Raw genomic sequence first — 21,560 nt, 5'->3', positions numbered from 1 at the left:
TCCTCCAGTTTTATAGTAATGAAAAGAGCAGCTTCGGATAAGAAGCTGCTCTTTTACGCATTGAACTTCTTATCTTTCAAACTTTCGCTTGCTGGATGTAGCACCTTCTAAGCATTACTGCTTGCAGGTTGCCGGGCTTCATCGGACCAGTCCCTCCGCCTCTCTTGATAAGCTATTATGAAATTTTCATTGGCTGCTGAAGCACTTCGCGAATATGGTGTCCCCATTTCTCAAACTCGAGCAGAAAACCATCATGTCCGTAAATTGTTTCAACGCATACATGTCGTCCTTCGGGAACTTCTGATGTAAATGTTGCAATTTCCTCTGATGGGAATAAAAGGTCCCTTGAGAATCCGAAGGTCAATACAGCTGCCTTCACTTTGCTGGCAGCAGACTGCCATCCGCCTCTTCCTCTGCCAATATCATGACTGTTCATTGCTTGCAATAACGTTAGGTAGCAGTTAGCATCAAATCGGCTGACAAGCTTTTCTCCTTGATGATTGAGATACGATTCAACTTCAAATTCGCTATTAGGTCCAGAGGATGCAGCACGGCGGAAGCGTTCATTGTATTGGTGATCAGAACGGTACGTAATCATACCAACCATCCGTGCAATTGCCAAACCGGCTGCCGGCTTCCTGTCTGCTGTATATCTGCCATTATTCCAATCAGGATCAGAGATAATGGCAGACTTGGCAATGTGATTATAAGCCATCGCATAGTCACTCACATAAGGTGTTGCTGCTAGAGGGATGAGCACATCCATGAAATCAGGATACATAATTCCCCATTCCATCACCTGCATGCCGCCTAGGGATCCGCCAATTACTGCTCGTAAATGCGTGATCTCCAGTTTGTCTAAGGATAGCCGCTGAACCTTCACCATATCCCGAATCGTAATCTGCGGAAAATCTGCCGCATACACTTGATCCGTTGCGGTGTTTCTTGATAAAGCACTTGTCGTGCCATTACATCCGCCTAATACATTGCATGCAATCACTTGATATTTATTCGTGTCAACATATCCGCCGGATTGAAGCAATCCACTCCACCAGCCAGGCTCAGATGCTGTACCTTTTGCATACTGGTCTCCAGTAAGTGCATGACAGATTAACACTGTTTCTGCGTCTGACGGGCCGCTTCTTTCATAGGCCACTTCTACATCCGAGAGGCGTACACCTGATTCGAGCTTCACATCTCCAATGTTGATTTTGCCTGCATAATATGACTGTGCAGTCTTCATTTCAGTACGTTTGCCTCCCATCAAATAAAAAAACCACCCTGAGAGGACAGGGTGGCAATATGTACCGTCATGTCTCTCTCATCTCTAAAGTGTGTGTACACTTTCAGGAATTAGCACCTTAAAAGCATTGCTGCTTATAGGTTGCCGGGCATCGTCGGGCCAGTCCCTCCGCCTCTCTTGATAAGAGTTCTATTTATTTGTTAACAGGATTGTAGCATGAGTTTTTTCTATCGTCAACTATGTATTCTGAATTTTTCATCAAGAAAAAATTCTCTAGAATTTGGACGCCCCGCATCGGCAGCTGCCAATGCGGGGCTAAAATGTAACTTTTCTATTGTTAGTGGAGAATGCTTCCTGCAAACTCCTGCCGCGGTACTTTTTTCTACATGGTAGTTTTACTTATACGATGCAATCCCTACCTCTATTGCATCCTCACGGCTCCAAGGCCGCTCCAGTCAGAATAAGCACTTCTAATTAAACTATAGCAGAACGCCAGAGATCTTCGCGTAAGTTACTTAAAAACGAAGACATAAACTATACTATCATGCTTTACAATAAATGTAAAGCCTATCATCCAGCATCTCTCCGCAGCTACTATGCTATTCCCTTTCCTTCCGACATCAAACCAATTTCGTTTCGTTTTTTTTAAAAATGCAGACCTTTTTCGTAACTTTATATAACAAAAACACTGAAAACACTTACATAACTTGGTCAGAAATATTCACGTAAGATAACCTAACAAGTTTGTTACATTTTTTTACCTGTCACTTATAATGAGAAAAGATTTAAATTTTCAAACTATAAAGAAAACACAGGGGGTAGAGAAAATGGATATGGCTAACACGGTATTCATGTTTGTCGCAACGGTACTCGTATGGTTGATGACACCAGCACTTGCACTCTTTTATGGCGGTTTAGTAAGAAGTAAAAATGTACTGAGCACAGCGATGCACAGTTTCACGACACTGGCAATCGTCTCCATCATTTGGATAGTCATCGGTTTTTCCCTGGCATTCTCATCAGGTAACGGAATTATTGGCGGATTAGACTATTTCGGATTAAACAATGTTGGCTTTGATCCTGCTGAAGGTCATACAATTCCCTTTAACTTATTTATGATGTTCCAGATGACGTTCGCCATTTTAACAACGGCTATCGTGTCCGGCGCCTATGCAGAACGTATTCGTTTTCCAGCATTCATTCTATTCACAGTACTTTGGGTCCTCATTGTTTATTCACCGCTTGCACACTGGGTTTGGGGCGGCGGCTGGATTGCAGAAATGGGCGCACTTGATTTTGCAGGCGGTAACGTTGTCCACATTTCATCTGGTCTTGCCGGCTTAGTTGTCGCGCTCGTTATCGGGAAACGAAAAAATGCCGGTGCTACTGCACCACATAACCTAATTTTCACGTTAATTGGCGGCGTCTTGCTTTGGTTCGGCTGGTTTGGATTTAATGTCGGCAGTGAACTTGCTTTTGATGATGTCGCAATGTATGCCTTCATTAATACAAATACAGCAGCTGCAGCGGGTGTACTCGGCTGGATGATTATCGAATGGGCAGTTAACAAAAAGCCGACTCTGCTTGGTGCTGTTTCCGGAGCGATTGCCGGTCTAGTTGCTATCACTCCAGCAGCTGGGTTTGTATCACCGATTGCCAGCATTCCAATCGGCTTTATTGGCGGCATTGTCTGCTTCTGGGGAGTTGGCTGGCTGAAAAAGAAACTAGGCTATGACGACGCTTTGGACGCTTTCGGATTGCACGCAGTCGGCGGCACGTGGGGCGGCATTGCAACTGGTTTGTTCGCGAGTGACTCCATCAACGCAATCGTTACAAATAATGGTCTTTTCTACGGCGGCGGCATTGATTTATTATGGAGACAGGTAGTTGCTATCGTTGCAACCTACATCTTTGTTGGTGTGGTAACATTCATCTTAATCTCCATCGTTAATCTTATTTTCAAAGCACGCGCTACAGATGAAGAAGAAGCAAAAGGTTTGGATCTAACCATGCATGGTGAACGCGCTTATCAGGATTAACCTAAAAGGAGGAACTGTATATGAGTGATATGTTTAAGGTGGAGATTATTACAAGAAATTCGACGGATCTCGAGGCTTTTAAGATGAAAATGGCTGAAATCGGTGTCTCTGGCATGACTTTTTCTCACGTACAAGGCTGCGGGCTTGAAGAAGGCTACACAGAATTGTACCGAGGCGTAAAGAAAGTACAAAACGTATTTGATCGTCTCAAAATAGAAATTGTCGTCAGCTCCGTCCCTGTAGACGATATAATTAAAGCTGCCTCCAGCGTACTCCATACTGGAAAAGCTGGTGATGGGAAAATATTCGTCTATCCTGTTCAGCAAACAATTGATATTAATACCGGAAAACAAGGTCCGGCCGCCTTGTAAGATAAACGCTCCTCTTGGGGCGTTTTTTCTATATAAAAAGCCAGCCTTTTTCAAGGCTGGCTAAGGAGAAGATCATGCGCAGGCTAGTAACATTAGGGCTATTGTTCGCATAAGATACAGCAGAAAGGCTGTAGAAGCATTCCCGCTTTCGGCCGGCTACGCCTGGCGGGAAAGCTCTACGTTATATTACTGTTCTAAATGATAAATCTTAGCTGTTTTTGGATCATTGCGATCATAGTGGCGATCTTCATCGACTAGACTTTTTAGTTTCTTTACGGCCTTATCAAATTCGTCTTTGGATAACTGGTTCGTCGCAAGCAGAGAGCATAGCATGGCGTATGCAATAGGCATTGTATTTACTTCTACAATTACATCTACATCAGAGTTACCGCTATGCGCAACTTGGGATTTATTATCGTTTCTTCCTGCTGTGAACGGATTTTCGTATTTTCTTAAATTGCTCATTTCTCTTCTCCTTTTTCCATTTAGTTGCGGCCGTGGCCGTGGTTACCTTTACACTTATCATGCTTTTTGCATTTATCTTTCTTTTTTTTATGACCGTTTTCGCCTTCGCCGTTTTCCTCGCCGTTCTCAAATTCGATATCTTCTTCAACGTCAGCATGTGCTCTTACTCGAACATCAACATAAGAATTACCGCTGTCTTCTACTCGTGCATAGTTGAAGTTTTTAGATTTGCTTTCTGAATCGCTCTCTGCTTCCACACGGTACGTCTCTTCATTCTCACGGTTGTAGCTCATTGTCTGGTTTCCTCCTTCATATTTATCCTTTCTTTCCCAATCTTTACCCATCGGTCATTCCTCCTTGGTTTTTTGTTTTCGTCTTACAGTTATAAGGTATGCAGCCACTTCTAAGCGTGTATGGTGTAAGTGACCGAGGGCATACATGGAATTTGATGTACAGCAGAGTAAAAAGAGGGACAGTACAGCATTCTGGAATGGATAATTCCTTCTATATTTATTTCAAACAATAAAAAAGACGGTATTCTGCTGAAACCCGCCTATCTGTTTATCTGTTTGCTCTTCGTATTCATTTGTCAGGTTAGCCACTTCTGCTGGCATTCCTGCATGCCGTGTATAATCGCCGCCATCCATTTCTTCGTATACAATCTGCTGTTCTTCTCCATTGGCATGATTATAAAGCAACTCTACATCACTGCCGCCAGCATACACGTAAAAATCCGATTCATCTCTTGTCAGATCCAGGTCTTGCCCTTCGTCCGAGCGATTTTCATTCTCTAATGCTATTACATCTTCAATTTCCGTATTATACGTTGAGCCGCAAGTGTACAGCATATTGCGCGGACAAGAAGTAACGTGCTGTTGGTTGTAACCCAAATAAAAAAGACGCACAAGCCCCTGTGCCTGTGCATCTTCAAATTACATCATTGATTTTGGCGGCATTGTATCATGATAGAGAAAAGGAGCTGGCTTCAGTTTTGGCGCTGGACCAAACGGCTCTGGCTCTGCTACATAATTAAACTGTCCTCTGCCATCCATACTCGGACCGTGTGCCCAGCGGCCTTTGGAACTAGCATCACCGCGAGAGAAGTTAAACAATGTATACGCCACTTCATTTTTCTCCAAGCTTCTTGGGAATGTAGTTGGCACAACGATATCCCCTTCTCGCTCTTCTAGTTCTTTAATAGCGGCAACCCACTGGTTTTGATGCATTGTATCACGAGCAATCAGAAAAGACAGCATATCACGCACGCCAGGATCATCCGTCATGCCATAAAGGCGTGTAACTTGCAAACGGCCTTGCGATTCCGCGTTCAAGTTGGCACGGAAGTCAGCGAGAAGGTTTCCGCTGGAGATAATATACTTCGCATTCCAAGGGTAACCAGCTGCATCCGCCGCCATCGCTCCAAGACCAGCAACGATACCATGCTGCGGATTCGTTCCGCCTAGGATAGCATTTAATGCAGGATCTGTTTCATAGGCATTCTTTTGATCCTCAAACGGCGCATCATCAAGCAAACGTGCAATCATTGTTGCCAGCATTTCTACATGCGCCATTTCTTCTGTTCCTGTATCAAATAGCAGATCTCTATATTTATCCTCACAACGCGTGTTCATCCCTTGCATCAAATACTGCATCATAACAGAGATTTCACCGTACTGTCCGCCCAATACTTCTTGCAGCTGTCTTGCGAAAACCGGATCCGGCTTGGATGGCTTAGCTTGATATTGCAGCTCTTTGATGTGATAAAACATGCTTTGCCCACCTCTTTCGTATTTTTCCCAACGCAGAATTTTATGCGCCCAAATCAGTGATTATGCACCACGAAGCAGCAGTACAAGCAGTTTTTGTAATTAGTGAACCCTTGACCGATAAAACTGCAAAAGAAGCCGGCATCCTGCTCAGCTTCTTTTGTTTGCTTATATAACGCCGTTTTGCTTGAATGCTTTAATCTGGTCAGAAGAATAACCTAAACTTTGTAAAATAGTTTCATTATTCTCCCCTAAATCCGGAGCAATGGAGCGAATGCTGCCCGGTGTCTTTTCGAACTTCGGAACAATCCCCGGGACTTTAATGCTGCCTAGTCGTGGATGCTTTACTTCTACTATATTCTCACGCGCTTGGTACTGCTCATTTTGAAAGATGTCGGCAACGCTTAATACCGGGCTGATCGGTACACCTGCTGCATCCAGCTTTTCCAATAGTTCCTCTCGTTCATGCTCGCTGATCCAATCAGCAACAATTTGATTCATTGCTTCATTGTTTTCCAAACGACTGGCATTTGTATAGTAGCGCGTATCTGTCAGCAAATCATTCCGATTCATGACTGCTGCCAGTCGATTAAAGGTCGTATCGGTGCTCGTCACAAGAACAACCCAGTGATCATCTTTTGTTTTGAATGTCCCAGATGGAGAGGAATGCCCCGCTAGCCCAGGGGAGCGTTCACGTATTTTGCCCAGCTGATCATATTCCGCCACGAGAAACTCCATCATACGGAACACCGATTCATAAAGAGCTACATCAATCATCTGGCCTGTTCCCGATTCTGCTGTTTCTCGATGGTATAACGCGGTAACAGCCGCAAAAGCAACATAGATGCCGCAAATATAATCTGTCAGCGAAAACGGCGGGCTTACCGGATGCCGATCGGTGAAACCTTGCAAATACGTATAACCGCTGAACGCTGTAGCTGGCGTTCCGAAGCCAGCTTTTTCCCGGTAAGGCCCGGTCTGACCATAACCTGACACACGAATCATAATCAGATCAGGATTAATTTCTTTTAAGACATCATAGCCTACGCCCCATTTTTCCAATGTTCCTGGACGAAAATTCTCTACCAAAATATCATGTGTGGCGGCCAGCTTCTTCATGATTTCAACACCCGCTGCTTTATGCAGATCAAGTGTGAGAGACTTTTTATTACGGGATAACCCTGGCCAGCGCAAAGGCTCATCCCCTTTAAATGGACCGACACTTCTCGACGTATCTCCTCTGCCAGGAATTTCGACTTTCGTCACATCCGCTCCAAAATCACCTAACAATGCTGTGCCGAATGGTGCAGCTATCATAGTGGAGACATCCAGCACTTTGACACCTTCTAAAGGTGTGGGCATATTGCTGCCTCCTTTTTTATGGAATGCTAACATGAGACTTATCATCATCGGGCGAATAAATGTCATTGATATTCCATTTTCCATCAGTCGGAACCGGCTCATTTTTCATAGCTACATCAATAACAATTGGTTCGTTAGCGGCGATTGCTTCTTTTAACGCAACTTGGAATTGCTCTGCACTGTCAATTTTGATTCCTTTTATACCGTATCCTTGTGCAATTGCTGCGAAGTCAGGCGAATAGCTTTTACCATCACTTTGGAATCTCGTACCAAATGTCGTATCATAATGCGCCATTTCCAAGCCTGCGATCGTTCCGAAAGCACTATTATTCATCACAACCCAAACGACTGGAATATTTTCTTCCTTTGCTGTTGCAAGTACCGATGGATTTTGGCCGAATCCTCCATCACCTATCAGTGAAACGACAACCTTTTCCGAATCGGCTAGCTTCGCTCCGAGTGCGGCGGAACTGCCGAATCCCATTGTTGCAAAACCGCCTGGCGTTAAGATAGAACCTGGTGTATAGATAGGAAATTGCTGGCCCACACCATTCTTATTCCAGCCAACGTCCGTCGTAATGTAAGCGTCACGCGGCAGCACTCTCCGTACGTCTGCCAAAATACGTTCTGGCTTCATTGGAAAATCTGCGCTGTTCACATTTTCTGAAATACGCTCGCGCAGCGTTTGGCGATAGTGGATAATCTCCTTTTTCAACTGCTCGTTGCGCTGGATCCTGTTTGGATACAAACGCTTAGCTACGCGGTTTAAAGCGGTAAAGGCTTTCTTCAGATCAGCAACTGCTCCGATTTCAACTGGATAGTTGCGGCCAATCTCACTTGCATCTATATCAATATGAATCAGCTTGGTTTTTGGAAAATCAAAAGTAACATCGTTGTACCAAGAGCTGGAATCAGCTTCTGAAAAGCGTGTTCCTGCGCCAAATAGATAATCAGCATGTTTTGTTTGTTCATTAATGAAGCTCGTTCCCCAGAAACCTGTCATCCCTAATGTTAATTCATGATCGTCCGGCAGCACGCCTTTTCCCATTAAGCTATGTGCAACTGGAATATTCATATGTTCCACAAACTGACGCAGCTCCTCAGCAGCATCAGCGAGAATGATGCCTCCACCGGCATACAACACAGGACGTTGGGCTTTTGCTAATTTTTCCACGATGCGCGCAGCAGTTTCTTCATCTAATGCTGGTTTTTCTACAACTTGCGTATGATGCTGCAGCAGACGGAAATTTTCTTCTTCTATCTTGGTCGAAAAAATATCCATCGGTACAGATACCAAGACCGGACCTGGGCGGCCGCTTTCTGCCAGCTGAAAGGCCTTTTGCAGAATTTCCGGGAACAGTTCTGCTTGATCTACGCGCCAAGCACGTTTGACAAATGGACGATAAATTTCATATTGTGCACCGTCGGCGTGCAAATTCACTTCTTGATGCGGGTGTTTTCCGTAATAATAGCTCGGCACATCTCCGGCGATGACTACCATTGGTATCGAGTCCAATGCAGCATTCGCAACACCAGTCGCCGCGTTCGTTAAACCAGGTCCTAAATGACTCAGGACGACAGCTGCTTTTTTCGTCACCCTGGCATATCCGTCAGCAGCATGCGAGGCAATTTGCTCATGGCGCACATTAATAAACTTGATGTTGCTTTTTTCCAATTCCGCTAAAACCGCGATATTCGTATGTCCGCACAACCCGAAAATATGCTTTATACCACGAGATTCCAAGTAAGTGACTAACTGTTCTGAGATTAGCTTTTTCACAATACGTATCTCCTCTCGTTCTTCCTCTTTCGCTTATAACAAATCTTGCAGCACGACCATCTTCATTTCTGTCATCTCTTCAGCAGCAAATCTTGGACCTTCTCTGCCAATTCCGCTATTCTTAATACCGCCATAAGGCCAGTGATCTAGTCGGAAATTCGATGATCCATTCACGACAACACCGCCAACCTCCAGTTCAATCGCTGCCTTTCTAATTACCTCAAGCGAGTTTGAAAAGATACCGGCTTGCAAGCCAAATTCTGAATCATTCACTTCTTGGATCGCTTCGTCTATGTCGCGATAAGGCAGCACACTGACAACTGGCCCAAACACTTCCTGACAAACGACCTTGCTTTGTTTTTTCGGTTTAAACAAAATCGCAGGCTGAACGGAAGCACCGGTTACCTTTCCCCCATACAGAAGTTCAGCTCCTTCCGCTACCGCTTCATCCAGCCAGTCACGCACACGCTCCGCAGTTTGTCTGTTAACGACGCACCCGACATCCGTCTGTTCATCTTCGGGGTTGCCTACAATAAGTGCTGCTGTATGCTGTTTCAGCAATGCTGTAAATTCATCCAATACCTTTTCATGCACATAAATCCGCTGGACGGATATACAGCTTTGCCCAGCATTGCTGAATCCGGTTTTCGCACAAATAGCGGCTGCCCGCTCGATATTGGCATCTTTATGCACAATCGTTCCGGCATTTCCGCCAAGTTCTAATAACACCTTTTTCATACCGGCAGTCTTGCTGATCTGCCTGCCGCCAGGAACACCTCCGGTAAAAGAAACAAGATTCACACGATCATCTTGAACGAGTTGTTCGCCGATTTCCTTTCCGCCTAACACCATATGAATCGCTTGTGCTGGCATGCCGGCTTCTAGCAGTAATTCTATTAATGCCGTCGCAATTAAAGGAGTTTGCGGAGCCGGCTTGACAATAGTGACATTGCCAGCAGCAAAACTTGGTCCGATTTTGTGGCAAATCAAGTTAAGCGGGGCATTAAACGGCGTAATCGCAGCCACCACGCCAACAGGTATACGAAATGTTAATGCCATCGATGAGAAGCCTCGCTCGGAAGCGCCTCCTGGCAAAGTTTCTCCGAATAGTCGTTTCGCTTCTTCAGCAGAAAGCTGCAATGTTTCGATGGACCGAGCCACTTCATCTCGCGTATTTTTCAGCGCCTTTCCAACTTCTTTGGCAATTAACGTTGCAAACTCCTCTTTGCGTGCTTCCAGCAGTTCGGCAGCCCGGTACAGCACCTTCGCTCGGAATGCCGGAGACAGAGCAGCCATTTGTTTTTTATACGTATGTGCTGCTTGTAATGCTCCCTCCACTTCTGCCTCATTTGCCGCCAATTGGACTCCGACGCATGCATTCTGATAAGGACCAAGTACAGGTGTGGCTTTTCGATCATCATCAATCCATACGCCATTCACATAAGGTCTTGCCTTTCGCATCTTTATCACTCCTTTGGCTCGTTTTCCGGAACTTCTCCTGTATAACGCACAAGATGCGCATCATTCGGACATGGCCCCTTAATCAACGACCCTTGCTTTAATTCTTCATATGCATGTGCCACAATTCCCATCCCCCGTGAAAGGGCGAAGACGCCTTTCGCTGCTTCTGCCGGTATTCCCAGCTCACATTGAATAGCTGCCGAAATGCCATCCACATTGATGGTAAAGGTGCGTTTCTTTTGTTCGGAAATAGCTTGGCGGTATTTCTCCAATATAGTAAGATAACTGCCGCTGATTTCTCCGTTGTGTATTACTTGCTGCGATACTTCGTACAATCGGTTCACTCGCGGATCATGATCATGCAGCTGGTGACCGAATCCGGGTAGCTTCTCACCTGCTGCAAGGAATAGCTGCAAGTTATCCGCCACTGCATTTGGATTGGTCGCAATCTCTGCTTTCGTCTTATACAATAATGCCATCGCGCCTTCTACAGCTCCTCCATGGATATCACCGAGCATATTGATGCCTGTGGCAACAGCTGAATTAAACGACACACCGCATGTTGCCGCCATTCTTGCTGCTGCTATCGAAGGAGCACGCGGGCCATGATCAGCTCCAGCGACAAGCACACTTTCAAACAAAGCAGCTTGTGCTTCGGTCAAATCTTTTCCTACTAACAGGAAATACAGCATTTGACTGTACGACACATTGCCAATTAGATCTTCCACTCGCTTTCCGCGCAGTACAATCTCATTTTTCTTAATATCGCTAATCTCTGTTTCCCACCAAGCGCCTCCGTTTTTGTAATGCTCTAACGCACTTCGACCGTTCATCCTTTCACTCCTTCAATCTAAAATACTTGTATACTAGGATATGTTTACATCGTCCTGAAACAGACTGATATATTTTTTAGCTGACACTAAACACCTTCTGGCATACTCCTCAAACCCTAATTCCTTCACTCGCTGCAGATGCGGGATTTCAAGCGAATAGGGGATTTTGGGGATTTGCTGCAAGATCTCTTTTATTGGGATGCCGCCTTCGCCAATGTAGAGACGTTCTTCCCTCATAATCTTTAGCATCTGCTCTTTCGCAGATGGAATCTCTTTCACAGCGTCGCATAAGTGAAACATATGAAACCAAGATGCTGGTATCCTTTTGATATCGCCTACATTTTCCTTTGAACGATGAAAGTGATGGGCATCAATCATCAGACCTGCATTATCTTGTGCAGCTGCTTGCAGCATGCGGACCGCTTGCTTTAACGTCGCCACGGAAGCCACCGGTACAAATTCCAATTCAATCGTCAATTGGTAGTGTTTAGCCAGTTCACATAGCTCAATAAAACGCTCGTTCGCAAATACTTCATCATCCGTCCACACACTGCACAGCACATGCCGTGCGCCCAGCTCTGCTCCGACTTCAAAAGCAGGTTCATATTGTTTCGGTTCCATGCCGTCCTCTATTTTAGCCAGTTCAATATCTAGCACTTGTAAACCAGTTTGACGGAGCGCAGTCTTGGTATCGCGCAGCATCGACTTATTTTTTGCGAGATTGTAATCTGGTTCATTCTTTAACTTCATCGCAATAGGTCTGATACTCACAAAATCATAGCCTGCCCGAGCGGCAATATAAGTCAGCCTAGGAGGAGGACAAGCCAAAGCTGTCAGATGTGCTAAAGAAAATTGATTTCTCACTAACAACCAACCTTTCTATATTTACGGTCATTCGTACTGCTTATTTGCCGCCTAGAAACAGCAATGTGAGGTCTGGAATCAAGATGACGAGAAGCAGTGCTACGAGCATGACTACAATATAAGGAACGATCGCTTTTGAGATTTTCATAATAGATAAACCAGATATTTCACTAGCAACAAATAAGTTCACGCCAATCGGAGGCGTAATAAAGCCAATTACTAGTGCTAAAATAATCATCATCCCAAACTGGACAGGATCAAAACCAAGCTCCATGCCAACTGGAACTAACAGCGGAGTGAAGATGATAATTGCTGCTGTTGTGTCCATCACCATTCCAATCAAAAGCAGCATGATAACCACGAGGGAAATGAGTATCACTGGATTATCCGAAACAGACAGCATGGCATTCGCAATGCGCGCTGGCATTTGCTCCAAAATCATTACTTTCCCGAATGCAGTTGCAGCACCAATAATCAGCATAATCGTTGCAGTCGTCAAAGCAGCATTTCGAAACACTTCATATAAATCATTCAACTTCAGCTCTCTATATAGCAATACACCCGCAACTAAACCATACGCAACTGCCACAACTGCAGCTTCTGTTGGCGTAAAGTACCCGCCATAAATACCGCCCAAGATTACCACCGGCACTAGCAGCGCCCATTTGGCATCCCAAACTGCACGCAGCACACGCTTGATTTGGAACCGCTCTCCTGTTCCGCTGTAGCCTTTTTTCTTTGCGTAGAAATAAACGTAAATCATGAGCAAGATAGCAATCAAAATACTTGGAAAGATGCCGGAGATAAATAAATCCCCAACAGATGTGCCGCTCGTTACGCCATATACAATCATGGGAATACTTGGAGGCAGAATAACGCCTAATGTACCTGCTGCAGCAACGATACCAGCCGCAAATCGTCTGCTGTAACCCATCTCTGCCATCATCGGAATCATTATCCCTCCGACAGCTGCAACTGTCGCCGGACCAGAACCGGATATTGCTGCAAAGAACAAGCAGGTGATAATTGCCGTCATTGCCACACCCCCAGTAACATTGCCAACAATCGACTCTGCAACATTGATTAGTCGCTTGGAAAGGCCTCCCTTGCCCATTATTTCGCCGGCTAGGATAAAAAACGGCACAGCCATAATGGGGAATGAATCTACCGACGTGATGAGACTTTGTGCCAAAAATGCGAAGGATATGTCCTGAGCTGCTACAATTGTCGCAATACAAGCCAAGACTAATGCGATCCCAATTGGGACACTTAACAGCAATAAGAGACCAAAGCTTACAAACATAACGATTGCCGTCATTTTTCACTCTCCTTGTCAGCTTGTTTTCAGCACTCGTTTACACTTGTTTCTGATTCTTTTGTTGCAGTGCTGCAGTTCGAAGTGACTTGCATTGCAGAAGCAGCTGCTGCGTTAAACGTAAAGAAGTTAAAAGCATCGCAACAGGTGCTGCCATATAAACCAGCCCCATATTTACTTGCAGTGCTGGAGAACGCTGGCCCCACATTAAAATTTGTGTGCTGATCTTCCCGCCGTAAATAAGCAGAAAGATGGCGAACAGAAGAAACAAAACATTCACTACCATTTCAAGTTTTAGCTGCTGTTTGGCATGTAATAATCGTAAGAATGCATCTATCCTTATATGCCGCTGCATTTTCACGCCATAGCTGATTCCGATAAAGACAAGCCAGATAAAACAATACCTTGCCAATTCTTCTGACCAGCCAATCGATGAACCAAGAATAAACCGCATCCCAACTTGTGCCGTAATAATAACTACCATGACACTCAGCAAAAACACCATCATGCTTTCTTCTGCATATCGGTTCAACCATCGTATAGGCTTCATAGTTACCTCCTTCACCTTATTTGGTGGCTTCCGCTTCTATCTGTTTCAGCCATTCATCTCCATACTCCGCTTTGTAGCTTTCGCGTACTTGTTGTGTTTCTTCTCTGAAACGATCCATTTCTTCCTCACTTAACTCGGTTATCTTCATTCCTTTGTCTTTCAAAAACGCGAAGCTTTCCTCTTGCTCTTGCTGATTCATTTGGCGCTGCTCCTGCTGTACTTCATCCGCTATTTCTTTAACAGCACTTTTCTCCTTTTCGGTAAGCGACTCCCAGAATGGCTTACTCACCATAAATGGGCTTGCATTGTAGATATGATTTGTCACCGTAAGGTAATCCTGTACTTCATAAAAATGACTGTTCACTACATTTCCTGCAGGATTTTCTTGGGCATCAACTGTCCCTTGTTCCAATCCTATATACAATTCGCCGTAGTTCATTGGCGTTGGATTTGCACCAAGCTCACTCCAAAGGTTCATATGCCACTCATTTTCCAATGTACGGATATCGATGCCTTTTACATCTTCTACCGTTTGCACTTCTCGTACATTATTGCTAAGCAGCCGAAATCCATTTTCCCAATAATTCAGACCAACCACGTTTTGCTCATCTAATTCATCCAAAAGACGTTCTCCTACTTCTCCATCTAACACGCGGTAGGCCTCTTCTTCATTGGCGAACAAGAAAGGAAGATCCATCACATTGAAATCATCTGCAAACTGTGCAATCGGCCCTGTTGACATGGAAGCACCTTGAATCGTGTTCAGCTGCAACCCCTCAAAAATCTCTCTGTCTCCGCCAATCACACTATTCGTAAATACTTCTACATCAATCGAACCATTTGTCTTTTCTTCCAGCCTTTCTTCAAATAAATACATCGCTTTACTGAGCGAGCGATCATCTGGCGTTGCGTTTGCCAGTCGCATTACCTTGACTTCTTTGTCTGCAGCAGAATCCCCGTTGCAAGCGCTTACAAATAGTACAATACTTAACAATGACAAAAACACCATCAATCGTTTCATGCAACCCCCACTTTCTTCTGCATAAATTGGATTTGGTTATTCACTCATGAAGGCTGACCTTTCGCTTCTCTTGAACAGAGAGGTTGACTGCCTCTAGTATTTCTAACGTTTTTAGACCTTCTTCACCTGTTACGCGCGGCGCAATACCACCTTTTAATACTGCTTCAAAGTGCTCCAATTCAGCAGTAATCGGATCAGCTGCGGCTTCCAGGGGAAAACGTTCTTCTGTTAGCGCATGCTTCCACCCATATTGATCTTCTTCACTGTATCGGAAGCAGCGAAAGCTAGGAAATGCCAAGCTTCCTTTTGTGCCGAAAAAATGATAGCAGTCTTCTTCATAAAAATGATAAATCGGGTTTTCCATCACATTAAATTCATAAGACCACGGCGAAGGAACACCATCCGTGAGGAAGTAGTTAATAACTGTTCCATCTGACGCTTCTAGAATTGCTGTTACAGCATCTTCTACTTCAAACCCACGTATTTTATTGCGCGCAACTGCGTAAGCGCTTTCAATTTCAAGGTTTGTTACATGAAGTAAATTATCCAAATCATGAATCCCATTAATTAATAATGGGCCGCCACTTGCTTTAATACGCCAAGCTTCTTTATAGTAGTTCCGATCCTTAGCAAGCGCCCACACCATATTCACCCCGACTAACTCACCAATTATGCCGCTAGCCAGCAACTGCTTCAGGTGATTGATTTTGTCAGAAAACCGTCGATGATGCCCAACCATAAGCTTTACTTGCTTTTGCTTGCAATAATCAATCATCTCACGCGCAGCATCCGTTGTGTCAGCAATCGGTTTTTCTACTAAACAATGCAAACCATGATCAGCACAGTACTTAACGGCTTCCTTGTGTAAATGATTCGGCAAGGTAATAATAACACCATCCAGCTGACATTGATCGATTAGCTTTTTGTAATCTTGGTACAAAGGGACTTCCAGTTCATTTGCCCGCTCAATCGCAGCAGCATTATTGCCAGCTACAGCCGCTAATGTCATACCCTTCATTTCTTTTATTTGCTTTGCAAACGTGTAGCCATGATTCAAACCTAACACCGCAATCTGCATCGTACTAGTCTCCTTTTAGCATACTAGTATACAAGTCTTACATCGCGTATCATTGCTTTATTCAGCTTGTGCTACAAAGTAATCCTTATACTTTTCCATAATCTCGTCATAGTGATGAAAAGCTTTCCCAAGATGCTGCTTCAGTCGCTTAACAACTCCGTTTGCATCATTTTGCTCAATCAAGGCAATTAATTCTTCATGATCGTGTATGATCCGCTTCATATCCCGGCTTTCAAAGAATTCCAAGTACCGAATTCGGTTTACATGCCCTCTCACCTGCCGCACAATCGCACTTAACGTCTCATTACCGCACATCTCTAAAATCTTATCGTGGAACATTTCATCATGCTGATAAAAACTATCTACATCCTTCTTTTCCGACGCAGCTCTTTGTTGATCTAATATATATGCTACATCTGTCTGAAGCCGTTTTGTCTGTAAAAGCGATGCATCCCACCGGCGAGCAGCTTCCTGAAACGCAATCACCTCCAAACTCTCCCGAACCTGAAACGCTTCTTGCACTTTTCTTTTCGAAATAAAACTAACACGGATACCTTTCTGCGGAATAACTTGCACAAAACCCTCGGCAGCTAATAAATGAATCGCTTCTCTGACAGGCGTTCTGCTTAAACCGAGCTCATCTGCAATCGCCGTCTCATAAATCATGTCACCCGGCTTGTGTTTCAACGTAATAATCATCGTATAAAGATGCTTATACACATCATGCGCCAACGTCTTCCGCTGAACAGGAAACTTATTCAATTTTATCAACTCTTTATCTGCCAATTTGTTTAGACAAAATAATACTAGTATACAAGCGGGAACATTTCTGTAGATGTTCTGCTCCATGCTTCACTGTATGCAACTGCCTATGAGATATTCCTGGATGGCAAGCCTATTTATACAAATCTTGAATTAAACAGGGGCTCCATTTAAAAGTGTGTTAATTAGCAAGATGACCCTTTCTCTATATGAGTTAAATTTTTCCTTTTAGAAAAAGAGCGCCCTAAATATATCCGATTGAGGTTGATTATTAATCAATAAAATGTTTTTCTTTTTCTGCAAATGTCATGTCTTCACTAGCGATTATTTGTTGAACATTTTCAGAAAGTAATTCAGAATGATTTGTTAAAGGGATAGCAATTTTTATTTTAGATATAGCATTTACCGACAATAGACTTGCAATAGGCGTCAATATTGAGGAGCTACGAACTATGGTGAACATTCATGGAATCTATATGCATTAACAGATTCCATATAGATATTCCTTGTCTTTATAAAAAGTGTACTTTTACACCTGCATCTACTTATTGCAATAAGTGTTATAATTTAGTGCTTGATTGGGAAAATCAATTGTATTAACTTATATTTTGGGAGTGAGAATGATGAATGAGAATATTGAGGATATTAATTACAAAGAAGTAATTGAATATTCCCTAGAACCGCTAATAGTACATTCACAACTGAAAATAATTTATATAAACAAAGCAGCTGAAGTCTTTTTCAGAGCATCTAGGGAAGAAGTAATTGGACAGAGTCCTTTAGTTATATTTAAAGATACATCTAAACCTGCAATTACAAAAAGAATATCCGGAGCTTACAATAAACCAGCAGAAATTATTGAAGAGACAGTATATAGAATGGATGGCACATCTGTTGACGTTGAGTTATATTGTCATCCAATTAAAATAGGTAATATAAAAGCTATCCAAACTTATGTGAGAGATCTTACAGAGAAAAAACAGCTAGAAAAAATACAAGGAGAAATTAATAATAAGATAAATGAACTCACTGCTACAATTGTGCCTCTACTAGGCGGTATAGCAGTTCTTCCCTTGTCAGGAGCGATAGATCAAGACAGGGCAACCAAACTCTTACAGCTTGTACCTGAGAATGTGAAAAAGCATAAAGTCAGCAAATTAATTATTGACTGCTCCGGTATTCACAAGATTGATGCCTTAGTTACTGATTACCTTTTTAGAATTAACAATGTACTAAATTTACTTGGAGTGCAGACCATTATAACAGGCTTAAGACCTCAATTAGCTATTAATGTTGTAGAACTTGGAATAAATTTAGAAGGCATAATTACTTTTTCAAGTGTTATGGATGCATTACGCTTTTCAGGTGTAGAATATACAATTAAATGACTAGCAGGTAGAATTCTTTTTGAGTGAGTTCATCGAGCTATCACAACGTTAAGAAGGAACAAAATGTTATTGTAAAGGGAGAAAAATTGAAACACAATTCACCGAGTTTCCTATCATTCAAGGGGAAATCAAAAATTTGGGAAAGTTAATAAGTTAGAGGGGAATGCTAAGTGCACAAAGCTGAAAAGAAACTAATATATAGGGAACTAGTCCGGTTAAGGTATGACTTAGAACGATGCCAGATGAATACCATCTGAATATTAAACAAGATATCCTATTATTAATAAGAGCAATTCGATATAAAGGTAAAAAATAACTCTCCATTTTTAAAAGAGAGTTATTTCAACGCAAAATATAATGATTCATGGCAATTTGTGATGAATGAGTAGTTTTAACATGAAAGTTAATACCAAATAGGCTTGCAGTCTGAGCTACTTCTCGTCTTCATTTTTATTACACAATCTTGCTATCTTTGCGAAATAGACTATTGTAAACGTAATAAAAGTAAATTTAACCTTAGTTTATACAAAAAAGCAATCCTCACGAAATAGCCTTCTTAAAAGATGGCTATTTAATTGGTAGTACGTAAAAAAGAACACAGAAAAAGTGTAGGATTGTACCCACAAGCACAAACAAGTGCCACACGGCGTGATGGTGCTTAAACATCTTCCACAAGTAAAATATACAACCTATTGTATAGGCTAATCCTCCTAATGCGAGGAGGGTAATTCCTTCATTGCTCATAGAAGCGTTTAAAGGTTTCCAAGCAAAAACGATCATCCACCCCATCACTAAATATAAAATGGTCGAGGTAAACAAATATCTCTTAACAAAATATGCTTTGAAAACAGTGCCAAATATAGCAATTCCCCATACTATTCCGAACAAAGTCCACCCTAGTCGTCCATTCACTGCAACTAACATAAATGGTGTATATGTACCAGCAATGAAATGATAGATAGAAGAGTGGTCCAGTATCTCAAATATATCCTTAGCCTTTCCATCAGGGAAGCTATGCACGAGGGTAGACGATGTATAAAGCAATAGCATCGTTGCGCCGAAGATAGAAAAACTAACTATATGCCAAACAGTACCGTACATAGAAGCGCAAACTATAAGAATAACTAGAGCTGCTACGCTTAAAAGAGCTCCGATACCGTGTGTAATAGAATTAGATATCTCTTCCCCTTTGGAAAACTTGTGTGTACTAGCCAAATAAATTACTCCCTTCCTTACTGAGGATGATCTCCTGCAGCAACTGATAACTCACTAATATATTAGGAGGAGTCTCAGCTAACACTTAAAAAAAGTATTCAACTCTATCTTATCACTAAACAAGCAGTTTTACACTTAATTATTTACCTGGGGACCCTTGATCTCTTGCTGCCCGCACCATTTTTTCCGGGAAATATTTCTTGAAGAATCCTTGTTCTAGTGGGCAGATCATTAGTACCAATTCTCTAAATTACTTCCATTAAATTAGTCCTGGTGTCCCTAAGTTTTGGAACGCTGTCCAAGGTCCGTCTCCAATGCATTCTAATCAATGGATTTGTAAGTGCCCGAGTTAAAAATATTGCTGTAACCATCAACAAAATAAATTTTATAACTGCAGCTATGATGAAGTGTTGATTCAATCTGCTAATCAAATCTTTTACTTGGGCAGTACTTCTGAACATATATACGTATACTGAATCATTATCTTTTGTTATAAAAGGTGTTACTGTTGATAAATATTTTTCACTTCTGTCTGAAGCAACGTATTTTACGCACTCTCCAGATGGCTGCGAAAGATTTCCGAAATATCCTCCTTTTTCACTAGAGCTTTGATCATATCTGAAGTAAAATGGCACATTTGGATTGATTGTGTTGACTTCTACTAGAAAAGGTCTTCCTTTTTCTATTTGTTTAGAAATGTATTAACACAAAATATTTTACGCACTCAATCATAACTTACATAAAAGGTATGAAGAAAGTTGCGTAAGTATTTCTTTTTTTGTTCTCCCCCCGCATTATGCTCTATTGAATTAAATTTGGAGAATCTGTGCAGTTGTAAAGGAGTTTTATTATTTCTCCTTACCTCGGAATGCTAACAATGAATATTTCAGTCCCGATGAGGAAGAAAAATGCCTGTAAGTTATGAAGAGTGTTTAGCTGCTTGTATAGATTGCATGGAAGCATGTAATACTTGTTATGGTGCATGCTTACAGGAAGAACAAATCAAAATGACGGTAACGTGCATTAGAATGAATAGAGAGTGCACAGATCTTTGTGCTTAAAAATGAAACCTACAGGGAGCCGCAAGTACCTTCCATATGGTCTGCATGAACGATAACCTCATCTACGGGCACATAATTCCGATTTTCATATCCTTCTATTACCTCTTTTATAATCCATTTATGACTTAAATTCTTCCCCGTTATCTATCCTTGTATATGATATGCTGAGGTCTCATATGCACCTACAATAGATGCATCCGCACCAGCAGCCATTCCTTACATGGTTTGTTAATATAGCCGCTTTGGTATGTCGCCGGAAGTGGAATGATTCATATCATGATCCACGTGTGTATGATTATGGTCCGTATTTTTTTCATAACTGTTTTCAATTTCATTTAATTCATCATTGCCACAACCAGTCATTAGAAAAACGACGGTAGTAAATCAACCATTATTACTTTTTTATTTAACTATCTAATAATTTTGTTCATCATGATCATACTCCATTATACTTTGTTGCAAATACAACATAATTTCTTTACTATTGTATTTAGCAATTACTTTAGTAAGGGGGATTTAATATGAAAGAGGTTCTAAGAGAAATTGGTATGATTGCCAGGGCCTTAGATTCTATTAGTAATATAGAATTTAAAGAATATGAACTTTCTAAAGGGCAATACATTTACCTTGTTCGGATATGTGAAACGCCAGGAATAATCCAAGAGAAGTTAGCAGAAATGATAAAAGTAGACAGAACTACTGCAGCTCGTGCGATAAAGAAGCTTGCACTGAATGGCTTTATTGAAAGAAGAGACGATGAGAACAATAAAAAAATCAAAAGACTCTTCCCGACAGATAAGGGTTACAATGCTTACCAATTTATTAGAAGAGAAAATGACTTTTCCAATAAAGTTGCATTAAGTGGACTTACGGAATCAGAGGTAGATATTCTATTTAAACTTCTACAAAGAGTTCGAAAAAATACCGAAAAAGACTGGGAGTATGTAAAGAAAGGTAATAAAAGAATTTATTAATACAAAAGGAGA

Annotated in this window: 21 protein-coding genes and 2 riboswitches; of the genes, 5 read left to right on the top strand and 16 right to left on the bottom strand. The window is 42.2% G+C overall.

Annotated features, from left to right (window positions below; all coding sequences use genetic code 11):
* Positions 1-66: 66 nt before the first annotated feature.
* Positions 67-174: riboswitch (SAM riboswitch) on the bottom strand.
* Position 175: 1 nt separating this feature from the next.
* On the bottom strand, positions 176-1,243 hold the full coding sequence (gene metX, locus CRO17_RS04580) for a homoserine O-acetyltransferase MetX (protein ID WP_097040084.1): 1,068 nt from the start codon (positions 1,241-1,243) through the stop codon (positions 176-178).
* 75 nt (positions 1,244-1,318) lie between these two features.
* Positions 1,319-1,430: riboswitch (SAM riboswitch) on the bottom strand.
* 640 nt (positions 1,431-2,070) lie between these two features.
* Between metX and CRO17_RS04575 the strand changes: the two genes are divergently transcribed.
* Positions 2,071-3,282, top strand: coding sequence for an ammonium transporter (locus CRO17_RS04575; protein ID WP_097039698.1), 1,212 nt, complete (start codon positions 2,071-2,073; stop codon positions 3,280-3,282).
* A gap of 20 nt (positions 3,283-3,302) precedes the next feature.
* Positions 3,303-3,653, top strand: coding sequence for a P-II family nitrogen regulator (locus tag CRO17_RS04570; RefSeq protein ID WP_097039696.1), 351 nt, complete (start codon positions 3,303-3,305; stop codon positions 3,651-3,653).
* Between the two features lie 186 nt (positions 3,654-3,839).
* Here CRO17_RS04570 and CRO17_RS04565 read toward each other — a convergent pair whose 3' ends face one another.
* The 14 genes from CRO17_RS04565 to CRO17_RS04500 form a co-directional block, all read right to left on the bottom strand.
* Entirely contained in the window at positions 3,840-4,118 is a 279-nt protein-coding gene (locus tag CRO17_RS04565; protein ID WP_097039694.1) for a hypothetical protein, read from the bottom strand.
* A 20-nt stretch (positions 4,119-4,138) separates the two neighbouring features.
* A complete protein-coding gene (locus tag CRO17_RS04560; RefSeq protein WP_097039692.1) occupies positions 4,139-4,462 on the bottom strand; it encodes a hypothetical protein in 324 nt (107 codons plus the stop codon).
* A 171-nt stretch (positions 4,463-4,633) separates the two neighbouring features.
* On the bottom strand, positions 4,634-5,023 hold the full coding sequence (locus tag CRO17_RS04555; RefSeq protein WP_218839519.1) for a hypothetical protein: 390 nt from the start codon (positions 5,021-5,023) through the stop codon (positions 4,634-4,636).
* Positions 5,024-5,050: 27 nt separating this feature from the next.
* A complete protein-coding gene (locus CRO17_RS04550) occupies positions 5,051-5,887 on the bottom strand; it encodes a manganese catalase (protein WP_097039687.1) in 837 nt (278 codons plus the stop codon).
* A 165-nt stretch (positions 5,888-6,052) separates the two neighbouring features.
* The gene (locus CRO17_RS04545) at positions 6,053-7,246 is read right to left on the bottom strand and encodes a CaiB/BaiF CoA transferase family protein (RefSeq protein WP_097039685.1); all 1,194 of its coding nucleotides are present in this window, start codon (positions 7,244-7,246) and stop codon (positions 6,053-6,055) included.
* Between the two features lie 16 nt (positions 7,247-7,262).
* Positions 7,263-9,026, bottom strand: coding sequence for a thiamine pyrophosphate-binding protein (locus CRO17_RS04540; protein ID WP_097039682.1), 1,764 nt, complete (start codon positions 9,024-9,026; stop codon positions 7,263-7,265).
* A gap of 33 nt (positions 9,027-9,059) precedes the next feature.
* Positions 9,060-10,487 carry an aldehyde dehydrogenase family protein gene (locus CRO17_RS04535; RefSeq protein ID WP_097039680.1) on the bottom strand — a complete coding sequence of 476 codons (1,428 nt, stop codon included), beginning with the start codon at positions 10,485-10,487 and terminating at the stop codon, positions 9,060-9,062.
* A gap of 5 nt (positions 10,488-10,492) precedes the next feature.
* Positions 10,493-11,320 (bottom strand): citryl-CoA lyase, encoded by an 828-nt coding sequence (locus tag CRO17_RS04530; RefSeq protein ID WP_097039678.1) that lies wholly within the window; start codon positions 11,318-11,320, stop codon positions 10,493-10,495.
* A gap of 33 nt (positions 11,321-11,353) precedes the next feature.
* Positions 11,354-12,184 carry a sugar phosphate isomerase/epimerase family protein gene (locus tag CRO17_RS04525; protein ID WP_097039676.1) on the bottom strand — a complete coding sequence of 277 codons (831 nt, stop codon included), beginning with the start codon at positions 12,182-12,184 and terminating at the stop codon, positions 11,354-11,356.
* A gap of 40 nt (positions 12,185-12,224) precedes the next feature.
* Positions 12,225-13,502, bottom strand: a complete 1,278-nt coding sequence (locus CRO17_RS04520) for a TRAP transporter large permease (RefSeq protein ID WP_097039674.1) — start codon at positions 13,500-13,502, stop codon at positions 12,225-12,227.
* 37 nt (positions 13,503-13,539) lie between these two features.
* Complete coding sequence (locus CRO17_RS04515) at positions 13,540-14,049, bottom strand: TRAP transporter small permease (RefSeq protein ID WP_097039672.1); 510 nt, start codon at positions 14,047-14,049, stop codon at positions 13,540-13,542.
* A 16-nt stretch (positions 14,050-14,065) separates the two neighbouring features.
* Positions 14,066-15,070 (bottom strand): TRAP transporter substrate-binding protein, encoded by a 1,005-nt coding sequence (locus tag CRO17_RS04510; RefSeq protein ID WP_097039670.1) that lies wholly within the window; start codon positions 15,068-15,070, stop codon positions 14,066-14,068.
* Between the two features lie 40 nt (positions 15,071-15,110).
* A complete protein-coding gene (locus CRO17_RS04505) occupies positions 15,111-16,148 on the bottom strand; it encodes a Gfo/Idh/MocA family protein (protein WP_097039668.1) in 1,038 nt (345 codons plus the stop codon).
* 57 nt (positions 16,149-16,205) lie between these two features.
* Positions 16,206-16,910 carry a GntR family transcriptional regulator gene (locus CRO17_RS04500; RefSeq protein ID WP_179636832.1) on the bottom strand — a complete coding sequence of 235 codons (705 nt, stop codon included), beginning with the start codon at positions 16,908-16,910 and terminating at the stop codon, positions 16,206-16,208.
* 623 nt (positions 16,911-17,533) lie between these two features.
* Here CRO17_RS04500 and CRO17_RS04495 point away from each other — a divergent pair.
* Entirely contained in the window at positions 17,534-18,298 is a 765-nt protein-coding gene (locus CRO17_RS04495) for a PAS domain S-box protein (protein WP_097039664.1), read from the top strand.
* A 567-nt stretch (positions 18,299-18,865) separates the two neighbouring features.
* Here the strand turns inward: CRO17_RS04495 and trhA are convergent.
* Positions 18,866-19,513: a PAQR family membrane homeostasis protein TrhA gene (trhA, locus tag CRO17_RS04490; protein WP_097039662.1), complete on the bottom strand. Its 648-nt coding sequence runs from the start codon at positions 19,511-19,513 to the stop codon at positions 18,866-18,868.
* 908 nt (positions 19,514-20,421) lie between these two features.
* Here trhA and CRO17_RS18100 point away from each other — a divergent pair.
* Positions 20,422-20,574 carry a four-helix bundle copper-binding protein gene (locus CRO17_RS18100; RefSeq protein WP_483887658.1) on the top strand — a complete coding sequence of 51 codons (153 nt, stop codon included), beginning with the start codon at positions 20,422-20,424 and terminating at the stop codon, positions 20,572-20,574.
* 521 nt (positions 20,575-21,095) lie between these two features.
* Complete coding sequence (locus tag CRO17_RS04485) at positions 21,096-21,548, top strand: MarR family winged helix-turn-helix transcriptional regulator (RefSeq protein ID WP_097039660.1); 453 nt, start codon at positions 21,096-21,098, stop codon at positions 21,546-21,548.
* Positions 21,549-21,560 lie beyond the last annotated feature (12 nt).

Source organism: Terribacillus aidingensis (assembly GCF_900215625.1).
Lineage (GTDB): Bacteria > Bacillota > Bacilli > Bacillales > Amphibacillaceae > Terribacillus > Terribacillus aidingensis.
Note: the sequence above shows the minus strand (reverse complement) of the source record. Positions and strands in the feature narration are given on the sequence as shown.

What these genes read in the sequence shown, in the direction of transcription:
- CRO17_RS04570 (WP_097039696.1), top strand. Translation starts at nt 3,303, where the DNA reads ATGAGTGATATGTTTAAGGTGGAGATTATTACAAGAAATTCGACGGAT.
- CRO17_RS04510 (WP_097039670.1), bottom strand. Translation starts at nt 15,070, where the DNA reads ATGAAACGATTGATGGTGTTTTTGTCATTGTTAAGTATTGTACTATTT.
- CRO17_RS04565 (WP_097039694.1), bottom strand. Translation starts at nt 4,118, where the DNA reads ATGAGCAATTTAAGAAAATACGAAAATCCGTTCACAGCAGGAAGAAAC.
- CRO17_RS04505 (WP_097039668.1), bottom strand. Translation starts at nt 16,148, where the DNA reads ATGCAGATTGCGGTGTTAGGTTTGAATCATGGCTACACGTTTGCAAAG.
- CRO17_RS04550 (WP_097039687.1), bottom strand. Translation starts at nt 5,887, where the DNA reads ATGTTTTATCACATCAAAGAGCTGCAATATCAAGCTAAGCCATCCAAG.
- CRO17_RS04560 (WP_097039692.1), bottom strand. Translation starts at nt 4,462, where the DNA reads ATGGGTAAAGATTGGGAAAGAAAGGATAAATATGAAGGAGGAAACCAG.
- CRO17_RS04485 (WP_097039660.1), top strand. Translation starts at nt 21,096, where the DNA reads ATGAAAGAGGTTCTAAGAGAAATTGGTATGATTGCCAGGGCCTTAGAT.
- CRO17_RS04515 (WP_097039672.1), bottom strand. Translation starts at nt 14,049, where the DNA reads ATGAAGCCTATACGATGGTTGAACCGATATGCAGAAGAAAGCATGATG.
- CRO17_RS04495 (WP_097039664.1), top strand. Translation starts at nt 17,534, where the DNA reads ATGAATGAGAATATTGAGGATATTAATTACAAAGAAGTAATTGAATAT.
- CRO17_RS04520 (WP_097039674.1), bottom strand. Translation starts at nt 13,502, where the DNA reads ATGACGGCAATCGTTATGTTTGTAAGCTTTGGTCTCTTATTGCTGTTA.
- CRO17_RS18100 (WP_483887658.1), top strand. Translation starts at nt 20,422, where the DNA reads ATGCCTGTAAGTTATGAAGAGTGTTTAGCTGCTTGTATAGATTGCATG.
- CRO17_RS04545 (WP_097039685.1), bottom strand. Translation starts at nt 7,246, where the DNA reads ATGCCCACACCTTTAGAAGGTGTCAAAGTGCTGGATGTCTCCACTATG.
- CRO17_RS04575 (WP_097039698.1), top strand. Translation starts at nt 2,071, where the DNA reads ATGGATATGGCTAACACGGTATTCATGTTTGTCGCAACGGTACTCGTA.
- CRO17_RS04535 (WP_097039680.1), bottom strand. Translation starts at nt 10,487, where the DNA reads ATGCGAAAGGCAAGACCTTATGTGAATGGCGTATGGATTGATGATGAT.
- CRO17_RS04530 (WP_097039678.1), bottom strand. Translation starts at nt 11,320, where the DNA reads ATGAACGGTCGAAGTGCGTTAGAGCATTACAAAAACGGAGGCGCTTGG.
- metX (WP_097040084.1), bottom strand. Translation starts at nt 1,243, where the DNA reads ATGAAGACTGCACAGTCATATTATGCAGGCAAAATCAACATTGGAGAT.